General features: G+C 69.8%; 17 protein-coding genes, 1 tRNA gene and 1 riboswitch. Of the genes, 12 read left to right on the top strand and 6 right to left on the bottom strand.

Going from position 1 to position 14,304, the window contains the following annotated elements:
• The first annotated feature begins 39 nt into the window (after positions 1-39).
• The 4 genes from ABZX85_RS26370 to ABZX85_RS26355 all read left to right on the top strand — a co-directional run bounded on the left by ABZX85_RS26370 (position 40) and on the right by ABZX85_RS26355 (position 2,636).
• Positions 40-1,059, top strand: a complete 1,020-nt coding sequence (locus ABZX85_RS26370; protein WP_355873265.1) for a LacI family DNA-binding transcriptional regulator — start codon at positions 40-42, stop codon at positions 1,057-1,059.
• A 150-nt stretch (positions 1,060-1,209) separates the two neighbouring features.
• On the top strand, positions 1,210-1,305 hold the full coding sequence (locus ABZX85_RS26365; RefSeq protein WP_355873262.1) for a putative leader peptide: 96 nt from the start codon (positions 1,210-1,212) through the stop codon (positions 1,303-1,305).
• Between the two features lie 94 nt (positions 1,306-1,399).
• Positions 1,400-1,678, top strand: a complete 279-nt coding sequence (locus ABZX85_RS26360) for a MoaD/ThiS family protein (RefSeq protein WP_355873259.1) — start codon at positions 1,400-1,402, stop codon at positions 1,676-1,678.
• 7 nt (positions 1,679-1,685) lie between these two features.
• On the top strand, positions 1,686-2,636 hold the full coding sequence (locus ABZX85_RS26355) for a cysteine synthase (RefSeq protein WP_355873256.1): 951 nt from the start codon (positions 1,686-1,688) through the stop codon (positions 2,634-2,636).
• Between the two features lie 13 nt (positions 2,637-2,649).
• Here the strand turns inward: ABZX85_RS26355 and ABZX85_RS26350 are convergent, their stop codons facing one another.
• Positions 2,650-3,051, bottom strand: coding sequence for a type II toxin-antitoxin system PemK/MazF family toxin (locus ABZX85_RS26350; protein ID WP_355873253.1), 402 nt, complete (start codon positions 3,049-3,051; stop codon positions 2,650-2,652).
• Positions 3,052-3,399: 348 nt separating this feature from the next.
• On the opposite strand from ABZX85_RS26350, the gene ABZX85_RS26345 reads away from it, so the two are divergent.
• Positions 3,400-4,152, top strand: a complete 753-nt coding sequence (locus ABZX85_RS26345) for an MBL fold metallo-hydrolase (RefSeq protein ID WP_355873251.1) — start codon at positions 3,400-3,402, stop codon at positions 4,150-4,152.
• 62 nt (positions 4,153-4,214) lie between these two features.
• Here the strand turns inward: ABZX85_RS26345 and ABZX85_RS26340 are convergent, their stop codons facing one another.
• Positions 4,215-5,471: a PTS transporter subunit EIIC gene (locus ABZX85_RS26340; RefSeq protein WP_355873248.1), complete on the bottom strand. Its 1,257-nt coding sequence runs from the start codon at positions 5,469-5,471 to the stop codon at positions 4,215-4,217.
• 116 nt (positions 5,472-5,587) lie between these two features.
• A complete protein-coding gene (locus ABZX85_RS26335; RefSeq protein WP_355873246.1) occupies positions 5,588-6,877 on the bottom strand; it encodes a PTS transporter subunit EIIC in 1,290 nt (429 codons plus the stop codon).
• 127 nt (positions 6,878-7,004) lie between these two features.
• Between ABZX85_RS26335 and ABZX85_RS26330 the strand changes: the two genes are divergently transcribed.
• The 4 genes from ABZX85_RS26330 to rdgB all read left to right on the top strand — a co-directional run bounded on the left by ABZX85_RS26330 (position 7,005) and on the right by rdgB (position 9,623).
• A complete protein-coding gene (locus ABZX85_RS26330) occupies positions 7,005-7,238 on the top strand; it encodes a PTS glucose/sucrose transporter subunit IIB (protein WP_355873243.1) in 234 nt (77 codons plus the stop codon).
• Between the two features lie 103 nt (positions 7,239-7,341).
• Entirely contained in the window at positions 7,342-8,079 is a 738-nt protein-coding gene (gene rph, locus ABZX85_RS26325; RefSeq protein WP_355873240.1) for a ribonuclease PH, read from the top strand.
• Between the two features lie 149 nt (positions 8,080-8,228).
• Positions 8,229-8,636 (top strand): hypothetical protein, encoded by a 408-nt coding sequence (locus tag ABZX85_RS26320; protein ID WP_355873238.1) that lies wholly within the window; start codon positions 8,229-8,231, stop codon positions 8,634-8,636.
• 384 nt (positions 8,637-9,020) lie between these two features.
• A complete protein-coding gene (gene rdgB, locus ABZX85_RS26315) occupies positions 9,021-9,623 on the top strand; it encodes an RdgB/HAM1 family non-canonical purine NTP pyrophosphatase (RefSeq protein WP_355873236.1) in 603 nt (200 codons plus the stop codon).
• Between the two features lie 49 nt (positions 9,624-9,672).
• Here rdgB and ABZX85_RS26310 read toward each other — a convergent pair.
• Positions 9,673-9,756, bottom strand: a tRNA-Leu gene (locus tag ABZX85_RS26310).
• A 139-nt stretch (positions 9,757-9,895) separates the two neighbouring features.
• The gene (gene bcp, locus ABZX85_RS26305) at positions 9,896-10,363 is read right to left on the bottom strand and encodes a thioredoxin-dependent thiol peroxidase (RefSeq protein ID WP_355873233.1); all 468 of its coding nucleotides are present in this window, start codon (positions 10,361-10,363) and stop codon (positions 9,896-9,898) included.
• Positions 10,364-10,489: 126 nt separating this feature from the next.
• Between bcp and ABZX85_RS26300 the strand changes: the two genes are divergently transcribed.
• The 3 genes from ABZX85_RS26300 (at position 10,490) to ABZX85_RS26290 (ending at position 11,723) form a co-directional block, all read left to right on the top strand.
• Positions 10,490-10,828, top strand: coding sequence for a DUF3618 domain-containing protein (locus tag ABZX85_RS26300; protein WP_355873230.1), 339 nt, complete (start codon positions 10,490-10,492; stop codon positions 10,826-10,828).
• A 98-nt stretch (positions 10,829-10,926) separates the two neighbouring features.
• A complete protein-coding gene (locus tag ABZX85_RS26295; protein WP_355873574.1) occupies positions 10,927-11,229 on the top strand; it encodes a co-chaperone GroES in 303 nt (100 codons plus the stop codon).
• Positions 11,230-11,297: 68 nt separating this feature from the next.
• Positions 11,298-11,371, top strand: a riboswitch (guanidine-III (ykkC-III) riboswitch).
• 31 nt (positions 11,372-11,402) lie between these two features.
• Positions 11,403-11,723 carry an SMR family transporter gene (locus ABZX85_RS26290; protein ID WP_355873227.1) on the top strand — a complete coding sequence of 107 codons (321 nt, stop codon included), beginning with the start codon at positions 11,403-11,405 and terminating at the stop codon, positions 11,721-11,723.
• Between the two features lie 63 nt (positions 11,724-11,786).
• On the opposite strand, the gene ABZX85_RS26285 is transcribed toward ABZX85_RS26290, so the two are convergent.
• The gene (locus ABZX85_RS26285) at positions 11,787-14,234 is read right to left on the bottom strand and encodes a transglycosylase domain-containing protein (protein WP_355873224.1); all 2,448 of its coding nucleotides are present in this window, start codon (positions 14,232-14,234) and stop codon (positions 11,787-11,789) included.
• Between the last annotated feature and the right edge of the window lie 70 nt (positions 14,235-14,304).

The raw sequence follows: 14,304 nt of genomic DNA, 5'->3' as shown, positions 1-14,304 counted from the left end.
GTTGAGTCGTACGCAACCCAACTCACCCTGACGGAGACGGTGTTGACGCAAGCAAGGCGCCCCACGATCGAGGACGTAGCACGCCGGGCCGGAGTCTCCAGGACCACGGTGTCGAGAGTCCTCAACGGTGCGCCGAAGGTCCGCGCCGAGGTGATCGAACGGGTCCGCGAGGTGATCGCGGACCTCGGATACGTCCCGAACCAGGCCGCCCGCCAGCTCGTCACCCGGCGCACGGGAGCCGTCGCCGTGGTGGCGACGCAGCCCCAGGACCGCCTGTTCATGGACCCGTTCTTCGACTGCCTCCTGCGCGGGGTGCGCCGCGAACTCGCCCGGCACGGCGCCCAGGCCGTCCTGCTCTTCCTCGACGAACCCGACGACCACGCGCGCGTCGCCGACTACCTCGGCGGCGGCCACGTCGACGGCGCGGTCCTGTTCTCCCTGCGCCCCGACGACCACCTCGGCGCGCTCATCGCCCGCACCGGCCTGCCCGCCGTCTTCGGCGGCCGTTCCCGCGCGGGCGCCGACGACACCCCGTACGTCCACGTCGACTGCGACAACCGCGGCGGCGCCCGGCAGGCCGTGGCCCATCTCGCCGCGCTCGGCCGCACCCGCGTCGCCACCGTCACCGGCCCCTACGACCAGGAGCCCTCCGCCGACGACCGCCTCGCGGGCTACCACGACGTCCTGCCGGACGCCGACCCCGCCCTCACGGAACGCGCGGACTACACCCGCGACGGCGCCGCCCGCGCGATGCACGCCCTCCTCGACCGGCGCCCCGACCTCGACGCCGTCTTCGCCGCCTCCGACCTGATGGCCGCCGGCGCCCTCCAGACCCTGCGCGAACGGGGCCGCCGCGTCCCCGAGGACGTCGCCGTCGTCGGCTTCGACGACCTCACCCGGATCGCCGAGGCCACCGACCCGCCCCTGACCACCGTCCACCAGGACGTCGAGGGGATGGGCCGGCTGATGGCCGAGCTGCTGTGCGGGGCGGTGTACGAGGGGCGGACCGCCGGGTCGGTGGTGGTGCCTACGCGGCTGGTGGTACGGGAGTCGGCCTAGGGGAGCCCCGTACCCCTCAGGTACGACGGGGGAGCCCCGTACATCTCAGGTATGCCGGGGAAGCCCGTACATCTCAGGTAGTGGTCGCAATCCGTCCGGCATGTGGAAGCGTCTTCCGGAAGGCGGGACGGGAATCGATACGATGAGCCCATGGTTGTGAACGACGTGAGCACGAGGACGCCGGGCGAGCTGCTCGTGGCGCGGCTGCACGTCGACCTGTGCAGGTGCGCCGCCGCCATCTGTTGACGCCGGCCCTGCCCGCGCCGTACGCCCCCCCCAGGGCCTCGGCGCCCACTCGCACGTCCCTGCGCCGCCCACCTTCCGACAGGAGCCCTGAGCCATGGCCATCGAGGTCCGCATCCCCACCATCCTCCGCCAGTACACCGACGGCGCGAAGGCCGTCGAGGGCGCCGGGGAGACCCTCGCCGACCTGTTCTCCGACCTGGAGACGCGGCACTCGGGCATCCAGGCCCGCATCGTGGACGACGGCAAGCTGCGCCGCTTCGTCAACGTCTACCTCAACGACGAGGACGTCCGCTTCGTGGACGGCATCAACACCAAGCTGACCGACGGCGACACGGTGACGATCCTGCCGGCCGTCGCCGGCGGCATGGCCTGATACCGGTATGCGCTACGACTCCCCGCTGGCCGCGGTGGGCAACACCCCCTTGGTGCGCCTGCCGCGGCTGTCGCCGTCCCCCGAGGTCTCGATCTGGGCCAAGCTGGAGGACCGCAACCCCACCGGCTCCGTCAAGGACCGCCCCGCGCTGCACATGATCGAGCAGGCGGAGAAGGCCGGCCGGCTCACCCCGGGCTGCACGATCCTGGAGCCGACCAGCGGCAACACCGGCATCTCGCTCGCCATGGCGGCCAAGCTCAAGGGCTACCGCATGGTCTGCGTGATGCCCGAGAACACCTCCCAGGAACGCCGCGAGCTGCTCGCGATGTGGGGCGCCGAGATCATCCCCTCCCCGGCGGCGGGCGGCTCCAACACCGCCGTACGCGTGGCGAAGGAACTCGCCGCCGAGCACCCCGACTGGGTGATGCTGTACCAGTACGGGAACCCCGACAACGCGGGCGCCCACTACGCGACCACCGGCCCCGAGATCCTCACGGACCTCCCCTCGGTGACCCACTTCGTCGCCGGTCTGGGTACTACGGGAACCCTGATGGGGGTCGGCCGCTACCTCCGCGAGCACAAGCCGGACGTCAGGATCGTCGCCGCCGAGCCGCGCTACGACGACCTCGTGTACGGCCTGCGCAACCTGGACGAGGGCTTCGTCCCCGAGTTGTACGACGCCTCCGTCCTCACCACCCGGTTCTCCGTGGGCTCCGCCGACGCGGTCACCCGGACCCGTGAACTCCTCCAGCAGGAGGGCATCTTCGCGGGCGTCTCCACCGGCGCGGCCCTGCACGCGGCGATCGGCGTCGGCCGCAAGGCCGTGGCGGCGGGGGAGTCCGCCGACATCGTCTTCGTCGTCGCGGACGGCGGCTGGAAGTACCTCTCCACGGGGGTGTACACCGCGGCGACCACGGAGGAAGCGATCAAGACGCTGCAAGGCCAGCTCTGGGCGTAGTACCCGTAGTACCTCAGGTCAGGTGACGGACCTGGTCCCACAGGGCCGGGTCCACCACCCCGACCCGCTCCCGCAGCTCCCCCACGGGGACCTCCAGCAACTCGTCGGTCTCCAGGAAACTCGGCCGCCCCCGCGCGTCCCCCACCGCCCCGGGCGGCAGCGGGATCACCCCGGACCGCTCGTCGCGGAACTTCCCGCTGATCCGCGCGACGGTGACGTACCCCGCGTGCACGGTCAGCACCAGACAGCGGTGACCGTCCGCCCACCAGATCTCCGCCGGCCGCGGATCGGCGTCCGTCCGCCCGCGCGCCGTACGCCGCGGCGGTCTGCCCGACCGGCCCCAGCCGTCGACGAGCGTGGCGACCAGCGCGAGCAGCACCACCGCCGCGAGCGCCAGCCACCAGGACGTGTCCATGAGGACGACGTTACCGGCGCGCGCCGGTCACCGCGCGCCCTCTCGCGATCCCCACACGCCCCACTTCCAGCCGAACCGGTGACACCGCAGGTGAGTTCCCCCACAACGGCCCCTGGCAACGGCGCGAAGGGGGGTTTTGCGCCTTACGCTCTACGGACCGCACGACCCCCGACGCCCGTTCCCACGCACTCTTCGGGCCCGGTCCACCGGCACTCCCGGCCTTCCGGTTCCTTCGCGAGGCCCGGCGGCGCCGGCCATCCCCGGCAGTGCCGGTGGCATCCGGACCCCCGGCGCCATCGGTGACCGCCGGTGTCCCCTTCGGTTCCCGCCAGCGGAGGTTTCTGCATTATGAAGCTCACCGTCGTCGGCTGCTCGGGGTCGTTCCCGTCCGCGGATTCGGCCTGTTCGAGCTACCTCGTCGAGGCCGACGGCTTCCGGCTGCTTCTCGACATGGGCAACGGCGCCCTGGGCGAGTTGCAGCGCCACTGCGGTCTCTACGACCTCGACGCGATCTTCCTGACCCATCTGCACGCCGACCACTGCATCGACATGTGCGCCTACTTCGTGGCCCGCTACTACCGCCACGACGGCGGCCGTTGCGACCCCATCCCGGTCTACGGCCCCGAAGGCACCGAACACCGGCTGACCACGGCGTACGCGGACACGCCGTCGGCGTCCTCGATGAGCGAGGTCTTCGACTTCCACACGGTCAAGCCGTCCACCTTCGACATCGGCCCCTTCACGGTCCACACCGAACGCGTCGCCCACCCGGTCGAGGCGTACGGCATCCGCGTGGAGCACGGGGGCAAGGCGCTCGCCTACTCCGGCGACACCGGTGTCACGCCCGTGCTCGACGAACTCGCCCGGGACGCCGACCTGTTCCTGTGCGAGGCCGCCTTCACGCACGGCAAGGAGAACATCCCCGACCTGCACCTCAACGGCCGGGAGGCGGGTGAGACGGCCACCAGGGCGGGCGTCCGCCGCCTCGTCCTCACCCACATCCCCCCGTGGACCGACCCCCGGGTCAACCTGGCCGACGCCCGCGCGATGTACGACGGCCCGGTGGAACTGGCGGCGGCGAGGGCGTCGTACGAGATCTGAGGGATGAGAGAAGCACCCGGCGCAGTTCAGGGCGCCGGGTGCTTTCTTGTCCCTCTCAGGTACTACCCCTTGGTCAGGTCCTCGCCCTCCGGCTCGCGCCCCGGTGTCGGCAGGTTCCACCTCGTGATCGCGAAGCGGAAGATGACGTAGTAGAGGGCGCCGAAGCACAGGCCCACCAGGACCAGCCCCCACGGGTTCGTCGCGATCCCGATGTTGAGGCCGAAGTCGATCACGCCCGCCGAGAAGCCGAAGCCGTCCTTCATGCCGAGCGCCCAGGTCAGCGCCATGGAGACGCCGGTGAGCAGCGCGTGGATCGCGAACAGGAGCGGCGCGATGAACATGAACGTGAACTCGATCGGCTCGGTGACGCCCGTGATGAACGAGGTCAGCGCGAGCGAGAACATCATGCCGCCGACGGCCTTGCGCCGCTCGGGGCGGGCGCAGTGCACGATCGCCAGGCACGCGGCCGGCAGGGCGAACATCATGATCGGGAAGAACCCGGTCATGAACTGCCCGGCGCTCGGGTCCCCGGCGAGGAAGCGCGCGATGTCACCGCTCTTGCCGTGGTACTCGCCCGCCTGGAACCACGGGAACGAGTTGAGGAGGTGGTGCATGCCGATCGGGATCAGCGCCCGGTTCATCACACCGAAGATCCCGGCCCCGACCGCGCCCGAACCCACCAGCCACTCACCGAAGTTGTGCAGCCCCGTGCCCAACACCGGCCATATGTAACCGAAGACGATCCCGATCAGCAGACCGGCGAACGCGGAGAGGATCGGGACGAGCCGCCGGCCGCCGAAGAACCCTGCCCAGTCCGGGAGTTTGGTGCGGTGGAAGCGCTGGTAGAGCAGCGCGACGACGAGCCCCATCACGACCCCGCCGAGCACCTTCGCGTCGACGGGCGCGTCCACCATCACGACCTTGCCGTCGACGGCCGTCGCGACCTTCGGCAGGTTCTTGTCGGTGAACGTGCCGAGCACGTTCTTGAAGACGAGGTAGCCGGTGACCGCCGCGAGCGCCGTCGAGCCGTCCGACTTCTTCGCGAACCCGATCGCGACGCCGACCGCGAACAGCAGCGCCATGTTGTCGAGGATCGCGCCGCCGCCGGCCGCCATGAAGGAGGCGATCTTCGTCAGGAAGCCGGGGAAGTCCGGGCTGCCGAGCATGTCGGTGTTGCCGAGGCGCACCAGCAGTGCGGCGGCGGGCAGCACCGCCACCGGCAGCATCAGGCTGCGGCCGATGCGCTGCATGACGGCCATCACGGCCGTGCCTCGGGAGACTTGTTTCTCTGCCGCGGGAGCGGTGCCGGCCGTGCTCATAGACGGATTCCTCAAGGGTGCTGGGGACGGCGAAAAGGTCTACACCAGTCAGTGGTGTAGACCTTTTGTAGCACGGGGGAGTGGGTGAGGTAAGTCCCCTGTGAAGACGCCCGCGGTCACGCTTTGGTGACGTCCTCCCGCTCCTCCTCCGGCTCCCGCCCCGGCGTCTTCAGATCGAACCGGACGATCGCGAACCGGAACACCGCGTAGTAGACGACGGCGAAGCAGAGCCCGATCGGGATGATCGCCCACGGTCTCGTCGCGAGGTTCCAGTTGATGACGTAGTCGATGAGACCCGCCGAGAAACTGAACCCGTCATGCACCCCGAGCCCCCACGTCACCGCCATCGAGACGCCGGTCAGCACCGCGTGCACGGCGTACAGGGCCGGCGCGATGAACAGGAACGAGTACTCGATCGGCTCGGTGATGCCGGTGACGAACGAGGTGAGCGCCACCGACAGCATCAGACCGCCGACCTCCTTGCGGCGCCCGGGTCTTGCCGTGTGTGCGATCGCAAGTGCCGCCGCAGGCAGGGCGAACATCATGATGGGGAAGAACCCGGACGTGAACAGCCCCGCGTGCGGGTCCCCTTGGAGGAACATGTTGATGTCGCCGTGCACGACCGTGCCGTCCGGCTTCGTGTACGAACCGAACTGGAACCAGATCGGCACGTTCAGGAACTGGTGCAACCCCACCACCAGCAGAGCCCTGTTGGCGATCCCGAAGACCCCGGCGCCCCACGCGCCCAGCCCGTTGAGCCAGTCGCTGAAGTTCTCCAGACCGTCACCGATCGGCGGCCAGACCCACAGGCACAGCGCGGAGACCGCGATGGCGACGAACGCCATGATGATCGGGACGAGCCGCCGGCCGTTGAAGAACCCCAGCCAGTCCACCAGCTTCGTCCGGTGGTACCGCTGCCAGAAGAACGCCGCCAGCAGCCCCATCACGATCCCGCCGAACACCCCGGGGTTCTGGAAGGTGAACGCGCTCACGCTGCCGTCCGCCGCCTGGCAGCCGATGTCGGGGACCGCCTTCGCCCCCGCGGCGCAGTCCTTCGGAAACGCGTGCAGCACGTTGTGGTAGACGAGGAACCCGACGACCGCCGCCAGCGCCGTCGACCCGTCCGCCTTCTTCGCCATGCCGATCGCGACGCCCACGCAGAACAGCAGCGGCAGCCCCAGATCCGCGTTGAGCAGCGCGCCGCCCGCGCTCGCCATCACCTTCGAGACGTTCGTCCAGCCCAGCCCGTCGTCCCCGAACACGTCCGGCTGGCCCAGCCGGTTGAGGATTCCGGCGGCCGGCAGCACGGCGATCGGCAACTGGAGGCTGCGGCCCATCTTCTGCAAGCCCTGGAACACCGCGCCCCAGCGGGCACGGGCCGGGCTCACTGCACTGTCGGCACTCATGGATTGGCGACCGCCTGTCAGGTGGTGTAGACCAGTTCTCGACGATTGGGAAGCTGTGACGCCATCTTTCGGTACACACGGCGCAATCGCTCGCGAAGTTGGGCCAACTGTGCATGAGGAGACCGACATGGCCACCAAGGCAGAGAAGATCGTCGCCGGGCTCGGAGGGATCGAGAACATCGAGGAGGTCGAGGGCTGCATCACCCGGCTGCGCACCGAGGTGATCAACCCCGACCTGGTCGACGAGGCCGCCCTCAAGGCCGCCGGCGCGCACGGCGTCGTCAAGATGGGGACGGCCGTACAGGTCGTCATCGGCACCGACGCGGACCCGATCGCGGGCGAGATCGAGGACATGATGTGAGCCGGGGGTACTAGAGCTCCGGGGGCTACCGGAGATCTACCTCTGAGGGGCTACTCCCACGGCGGGAGCAGCCCCTTTCGCCCGTACGGATAGGCTCGTCACCATGTCTCGAATCGACGGCCGCACCCCTGAACAGCTCCGCCCGGTCACCCTGGAACGCGGCTGGAGCAAGCACGCCGAGGGCTCCGTCCTCGTCTCCTTCGGCGACACGAAGGTCTTCTGCACGGCCTCCGTCACCGAAGGCGTCCCCCGCTGGCGCAAGGGCAGCGGCGAGGGCTGGGTCACCGCCGAGTACTCCATGCTCCCCCGTGCCACCAACAGCCGCGGCGACCGCGAGTCCGTCCGCGGCAAGATCGGCGGACGCACGCACGAGATCAGCCGCCTCATCGGCCGCTCGCTGCGCGCCGTCATCGACTACAAGGCGCTCGGCGAGAACACGATCGTCCTCGACTGCGACGTCCTCCAGGCGGACGGCGGCACCCGCACGGCCGCTATCACCGGCGCGTACGTCGCCCTCGCCGACGCGATCGGCTGGGCGCAGGGCCGCAAGCTGATCAAGGCGGGCCGCCGGCCCCTCATCGGCACCGTCTCCGCCGTCTCCGTCGGCATCGTCGGCGGCGTCCCGCTCCTCGACCTCTGCTACGAGGAGGACGTCCGCGCCGAGACCGACATGAACGTCGTCTGCACCGGCGACGGCCGCTTCGTCGAGGTCCAGGGCACCGCCGAGGCCGAGCCGTTCGCCCGCGACGAGCTCAACTCCCTGCTGGACCTGGCCGTTTCCGGCTGCGCGGACCTCACGGCGCTCCAGAAGGCCGCGCTGGAGCAGGCCCTGGAAAGGTAAAGAAAAAACCAAGGAAAGCGGTACGGTGGAGCAACTGTGCCGCTTTTCCTCGCGTCTTGGGCAGTACAGAGGAGGCTTCCGACCGGAAGCCTTGGGGACGGGGGCCTCGCGGCGAGAGTCGGGGCCTGTCGAACGGGAGGAACCACCGCATGGCCGCGCTCCGCCGACGCCGAGGTCGTCGAACCGCCATCGCCGCAGCCACCGCTGCGGTCGCCCTCACCATGGGGTTCACCACCACCGGCTGCGACGCCGTCAACAAGGCGCTCGACTGCGTCCAGACCGCCGAGACCGTCGCCGACAGCGTCACCGACCTCCAGCAGGCGGTGGAGAACGCTGCCACCAACCCCACCCAGCTGGACGAATCCCTCGCCAGCATCGACAAGGACCTCAACAGCCTCGGCGACAAGACCGACGACACGGACGTCAACAAGGCGGTCGACAGCCTCCGAGAGGCGGTCACGAACGTCCGCAAGGCGGTGGACAGCGGCGACAAGACACCCGACCTCAGCCCCCTGACGGACGCGGCGGGCGAACTGACGAAGGTCTGCACGCCGTGAGGGGTGGCTCTTGAGTACGGGGGGCGGGGGCCGGGTGAGTACGGGGCTCCGCGGGGCGCGCGGGGGCGGGCCGGTGGGGTGAGGACGGTTCCTGGCGGGGCTACGGGGCGTACGGGGCACGGGCGTTCGGGGCGTACAGGGTGGCGGGGCGTGGGGGCGGGCATGCGGGGCGGCGGCTCGGCGAGGTGAGGACGACGCCGTCGGCGCCGTGACGTTCACGAACTCGCCGCCCTCGGCTCCGGACTCCGCTGCCCTCCGCCCGTACCTCCTCCGCCCCGTACCCCTCGGGTTTGTAACCCACCGCCCTGTACCCCCTCCACCCCGTGATCCCGCCGACCTCCACCCCGTGACCCCGCAGCCGTAGCCCCCGTAATACTGGGGCCCATGACCCGCCTGATCCTCGCCACCCGCAACGCCGGCAAAATCGCCGAACTCCGGGCGATCCTCGCCGAGGCCGGACTGCCCCACGAACTGGTCGGCGCCGACGCCTACCCCGACGTCCCCGACGTCAAGGAGACGGGCGTGACGTTCGCCGAGAACGCCCTCCTCAAGGCCCACGCCCTCGCCCGGGCGACCGGCCTCCCCGCCGTCGCCGACGACTCCGGCCTCTGCGTCGACGTCCTGGGCGGCGCCCCCGGCATCTTCTCCGCCCGCTGGTCCGGCACCCACGGCGACGACCGCGCCAACCTCGACCTGCTCCTCGCCCAGCTCTCCGACATCGCCGACGAACACCGAGGCGCCCACTTCGCCTGCGCGGCGGCCCTGGCCCTGCCGGACGGCACGGAGCGGGTGGTCGAGGGCCAACTCCGAGGAGCCCTCCGGCACGCCCCCAGCGGAACCAACGGCTTCGGCTACGACCCGATCCTCCAGCCGGAGGGCGAGACCCGGACGTGCGCGGAACTGACGGCGGCGGAGAAGAACGCGATCAGCCATCGGGGGAAGGCGTTTCGGGGGCTGGTGCCGGTGGTGCGGGAGCTGTTGGGGTGAGAAATGGAAGAGGGGCCGCTGACGGGGCGGCCCCTCTGTGCTCTCTCGGTGCGGCCGGTGGGACTCGAACCCACACGGGTGTTAACCCACTGGGACCTAAACCCAGCATGACTGCCAATTCCATCACGGCCGCCCAAAACGGTCATCGTGCTCGACCGGCGACACTCAGTGTACGGGGATGACGAGGTGCCGGGCGAGAGGGTTCCCGCCCGGCGGAGGTACCGCACGCCGGCCCACCGGGCGCCGGCGCGCGGGCGCGGACGGACGGCCCGTCAGATCCCCAAGTCCTTGATGATCTTCGCGACATGCCCCGTCGCCTTGACGTTGTACAGCGCCCGCTCGACGTTCCCCGCCTCGTCGACGACGACCGTGGAGCGGATGACGCCGACGACGGTTTTGCCGTACAGCTTCTTCTCCCCGTAAGCCCCGTACGCCTCGAGTACGGCCTTGTCGGGGTCGGCGAGGAGGGTCACCCGGAGGGACTCCTGCTCGCGGAACTTGGCGAGCTTCTCGGGCTTGTCGGGGGAGATGCCGAGGACGTCGTACCCGGCGTCGGCCAGCAGGGACAGGTTGTCGGTGAAGTCGCACGCCTGCTTCGTGCAGCCCGGCGTCAGGGCCGCCGGGTAGAAGTAGACGATGACCTTGCGGCCCTTGTGGTCCGCAAGGGACACCTCGTTGCCGTCGGCGTCGGAGAGGGTGAAGGCGGGGGCCGGTTCGCCGGGCTGGAGTCGCTCGCTCATTCAGCCAGCGTATCGGGGCGCGCGACAAGGCGGGCGCGCGACAAGGACGGCCCCTGCCCGTGCACCCGGCCGGGAAACTGACAGACTGTGCGGAACAACGCATCAGCAGACTTCGGAGGCCGTACGGTGGCGGACACTGCGGACACGCCGGACACGAGATCCCCGGCGCAGATCGAGGCGGACATCAAGCGCCGCCGCGAGACGCTGGCCGAGACGCTCGACGAGATCGGTGTACGGGTTCACCCCAAGACGATCGTCGGGGACGCCAAGGCCAAGGTCGTCGCCAACGTCGACCACACCCTCGGACGCGCGTACGTCCAGGTCAACCGGGTCGTGAGCGACGTCACGGCCAAGTTCACGGACGACGACGGCGCCCCCCGCGTCGAACGCATCGTCCCCGTCGCCCTCCTGGCGGCTGGCGTCGTCGGCCTCCTGGTCCTGGGCACCCGGCGCCGCAAGGACTAGTACCTGGGGAGTACGGGTCCCCCCGAGGCAGGTAGGTTCGAGGTGTGAGCGGCAACAGTGGAGAGCGCGGTACCCAGCACGACAAGCTTCCGATCCGGATGCTGCACGACCGGGTGCTGGTACGGCAGGACAGCAGCGAGGGCGAGCGGCGTTCGGGCGGCGGGATTCTGATCCCGGCGACGGCGGCGGTGGGCCGGCGGCTGGCCTGGGCGGAGGTCGTCGCGGTCGGGCAGAACGTCCGGACCGTGGAGCCGGGCGACCGGGTCCTGTACGACCCGGAGGACCGTGCCGAGGTCGAGGTGCGGGGCGTGGCGTACGTCCTGATGCGCGAGCGCGACCTGCACGCCGTCGCCGCGGACCGCTTCGAGGGGTCGGAGGACTCCACGGGGCTGTACCTGTAGTACCCGAGCGGTAGGGGCGGTACCCCGATACCAGGGAGGGGGCCGGTGACCATCGTCACCGGCCCCCTTTGCCGTTCCTTTGCTAGCGTGGGTACCACCCGACGAGACGCGCCGTACCGGGCAGACGCAAAGACGACGCACCCCGTACGAGTCCCGTCTCCGGAGGTGCCGTCATGGCATGGATTCTGCTCATCGTCGCCGGTCTGATCGAGGTCGCCTGGTCGATCGGCATGAAGTACACCGACGGCTTCACCCGTCTCGTCCCCAGCCTGTTCACCGGCGCCGGCATCGTCACCAGCATGCTCCTGCTGTCGTACGCGGCCCGTACGCTCCCCATCGGCACCGCCTACGGCGTCTGGGTGGGGATCGGCGCGGCCGGTGCGGCGGTCGTCGGGATGACGGCGCTGGGCGAGCCGGCCACGGCCGCGCGGATCTTCTTCGTCGCCCTGCTCCTCATAGCAGTGGTGGGGCTCAAAGCGACCTCCGGCCACTGAGCCCCACCCGTACTACCCGTAGTACCTGAGTACCCCTACGTCCCGATACCCGTACTACCCGTACTACCCCTGCGTCCCGGTGTTCCCCCCGTTCGCCCCGCCCGACGCCGGCCCCACCGACGTCCCGGTCCCGGCGGAGGTGTCCCCGGCCGTAGTGCCCGCTGAGGTATCCCCGGCGGTAGTACCCGCGGTACTACCGCTGGAGGTATCCCCGGCAGTGGTCCCCGCGGACGTGTCCCCGGCCGTGGTACCCGCAGTACTTCCGGACGACGTGTCCCCGGTCGCCCCGGTGTTGCCCCCGTTGGTGGCCCCCTGAGCGGCCCCCTGGGTGGCTCCCTGGGACTGCCCCTGATCGGCACCCCCGTCGGTCGCCCCGGCGGTCGGCGACGCCCCGTCCTCCGGCCCCGTGCTCTCCGTGTCCGACGGCGTCGACGGCACGTCCTGCACGACGTCCGCCCCGTCCTGGAGCTGGAGGTCGAACTCGGACGACGGCGTCCCCTTGAGCGCGTCCTTCATGAACTGCGCCCAGATCTCGGTCGGCGCCCCACCACCGTTGATGCGCGGCAGCCCCATCGCGCCGTACAGCGACTTGTGCGCGGCGGTCTCCGGGTCCTGGCCCATGACGGCGACGACGGTCGCGAGGTCGGGCGTGTAGCCGGCGAACCAGGCGGCCTGGTCCTCCTCGGCGGTGCCGGTCTTGCCCGCGGCGGGCCGCCCGACGGCCTGCGCGGCGGTCGCGGTGCCGTTCTCGACGACGCTCTGGAGGATCGCGGTGGTGGTGTCGGCGGCCTCGCGGCTGACGGCCTGGCTGGACTTCTGCTCGGGCAGCTCCAGCGTCGTCTTGCCGTCCTTGGTGATCTTGTCGATCAGGGTGTACGTGCCGTGCTTGCCGTGGTTCGCGAGGGTGGCGTACGCCTGGGCCATGTCGAGGACGCTGCCGGTGGCGACGCCGAGCGCGATCGAGGGGGAGGCGGTGAGCTCCGGAGTGCTGCTGGGCAGCCCCAGGGCGATCGCGGTCTCCTTGACCTTGTCGGAGCCGACGTCCACGGCCATCTGCGCGTACACCGAGTTGATCGACTTGTCGGTGGCGGTGCGGACGGTGACGTTGCCGTAGTTGACGTCGTCCTCGTTGGCCGGGTTGTAGCTGCCGCCGCTCCAGCCCTGCACGGGACGCTTGTTGGTGCCGTCGTACACCGTGTTCGGGGTGATGAGGCGGCCGTCCTGGGTCTCCGACTTGTTGTCGACGGCCGAGGTGAAAACGAACGGCTTGAAGGTGGAGCCGACCTGGAAGTCCTGGCGGGTCGCGTTGTTCGTGTACTGCTTGACGTAGTCGATGCCGCCGTACATCGCGAGGACCTTGCCGGTCTTGGGGTCGACGGCGGCGCCGCCCGCGCGGACGTAGTTGTCGACCTTGCGGTCCTTCTTGTCGAGCTTCGACATCAGGTTGTCGTTCACCGACTTGACGAAGGCGTCCTGCTTGGCCTTCTCCAGGGTGGTGGTGATGCGGTAGCCGCCGCCGTCGAGCTGCTCCTCGGTGAGGATCTTGTTGTCCTTGAGGTAGTCCTTGATGGCGGTGACGATGTACCCGCGCTGCCCGGACATGCCGGTCGCGGCGCCGCTGGACTCCAGCGGGGTCGGGAACTTCATCCCGGTCCGCTTCGACTGCTCCAGCCAGCCCTTCTTGACCATGCCGTCGAGGACGTAGTTCCAGCGGGCCAGGGCCGCCGACTTGTTCTCGGGGTGCGCGATGACGTCGTACTCGCTGGGGGCGTTCAGCAGCGCGGCGAGGTAGGCGCCCTGGGCCGGGGTGAGGGCGGTCGCGTCGACCCCGTAGTACGCCTGGGCGGCGGCCTGGATGCCGTACGCGTTACGTCCGAAGTACGACGTGTTCAGGTAGCCCTCAAGGATCTTGTCCTTGCTCTGCTCCTGGTCCAGCTTGATGGAGATGAAGAACTCCTTCACCTTGCGGGAGACGGTCTGCTCCTGCGCCAGGTAGTAGTTCTTCACGTACTGCTGGGTGATGGTCGAGCCGGACTGCTTGCCCTTGCCCAGGGCGGTGTTGACGCCGGCCCGGAGCATCGCCTTGGGGTCGATGGCGGACTCGCTGTAGAAGTCGCGGTCCTCGGCGGCGAGTACGGCGTGCTGCGCGTCCTTGGAGATCTGCGCGAGGGTGACGTTCTCGCGGTTGACCTCGCCGTCGCGGGCGATCTCGGTGCCGTCCGCGTACAGGTAGAGGTTGGACTGCTTGGTGGCGAGCGCGTTGGCCGGGGGGATCTTGACCATCGAGTAGCCGAGGTAGAACAGGCCGACGAGCCCGAGGACGCCGACGATGAAGGTGCCGAGCACTATCCGCCAGGTGGGGATGATCCGCCGCCACCCGGTGCGCTTCGGCCGCTTGGCCTTCTTGACCTTGCCGTCCTCAGGGGCGTCCGGGACGCCCGTGGCGTCGCCCAGGGGCTCTCTCGGCGCCCACCCCTGGGTCGGTCGCTGCGGCTGCGGCTCGTCGCTCATGTGTTGCTCGGACTCCTGCTCGTTGCCATTTGTTACTGTCTGTTACTGCCTGTTGTGCTCGATTTTTCGC

It is taken from the genome of Streptomyces sp. NPDC004539 (genome assembly GCF_040610055.1).
In the GTDB taxonomy this organism is placed as follows: domain Bacteria; phylum Actinomycetota; class Actinomycetes; order Streptomycetales; family Streptomycetaceae; genus Streptomyces.
The sequence above is the reverse complement of the archived record's forward strand: the minus strand, read 5'-3'. Positions and strand labels throughout refer to the sequence as shown.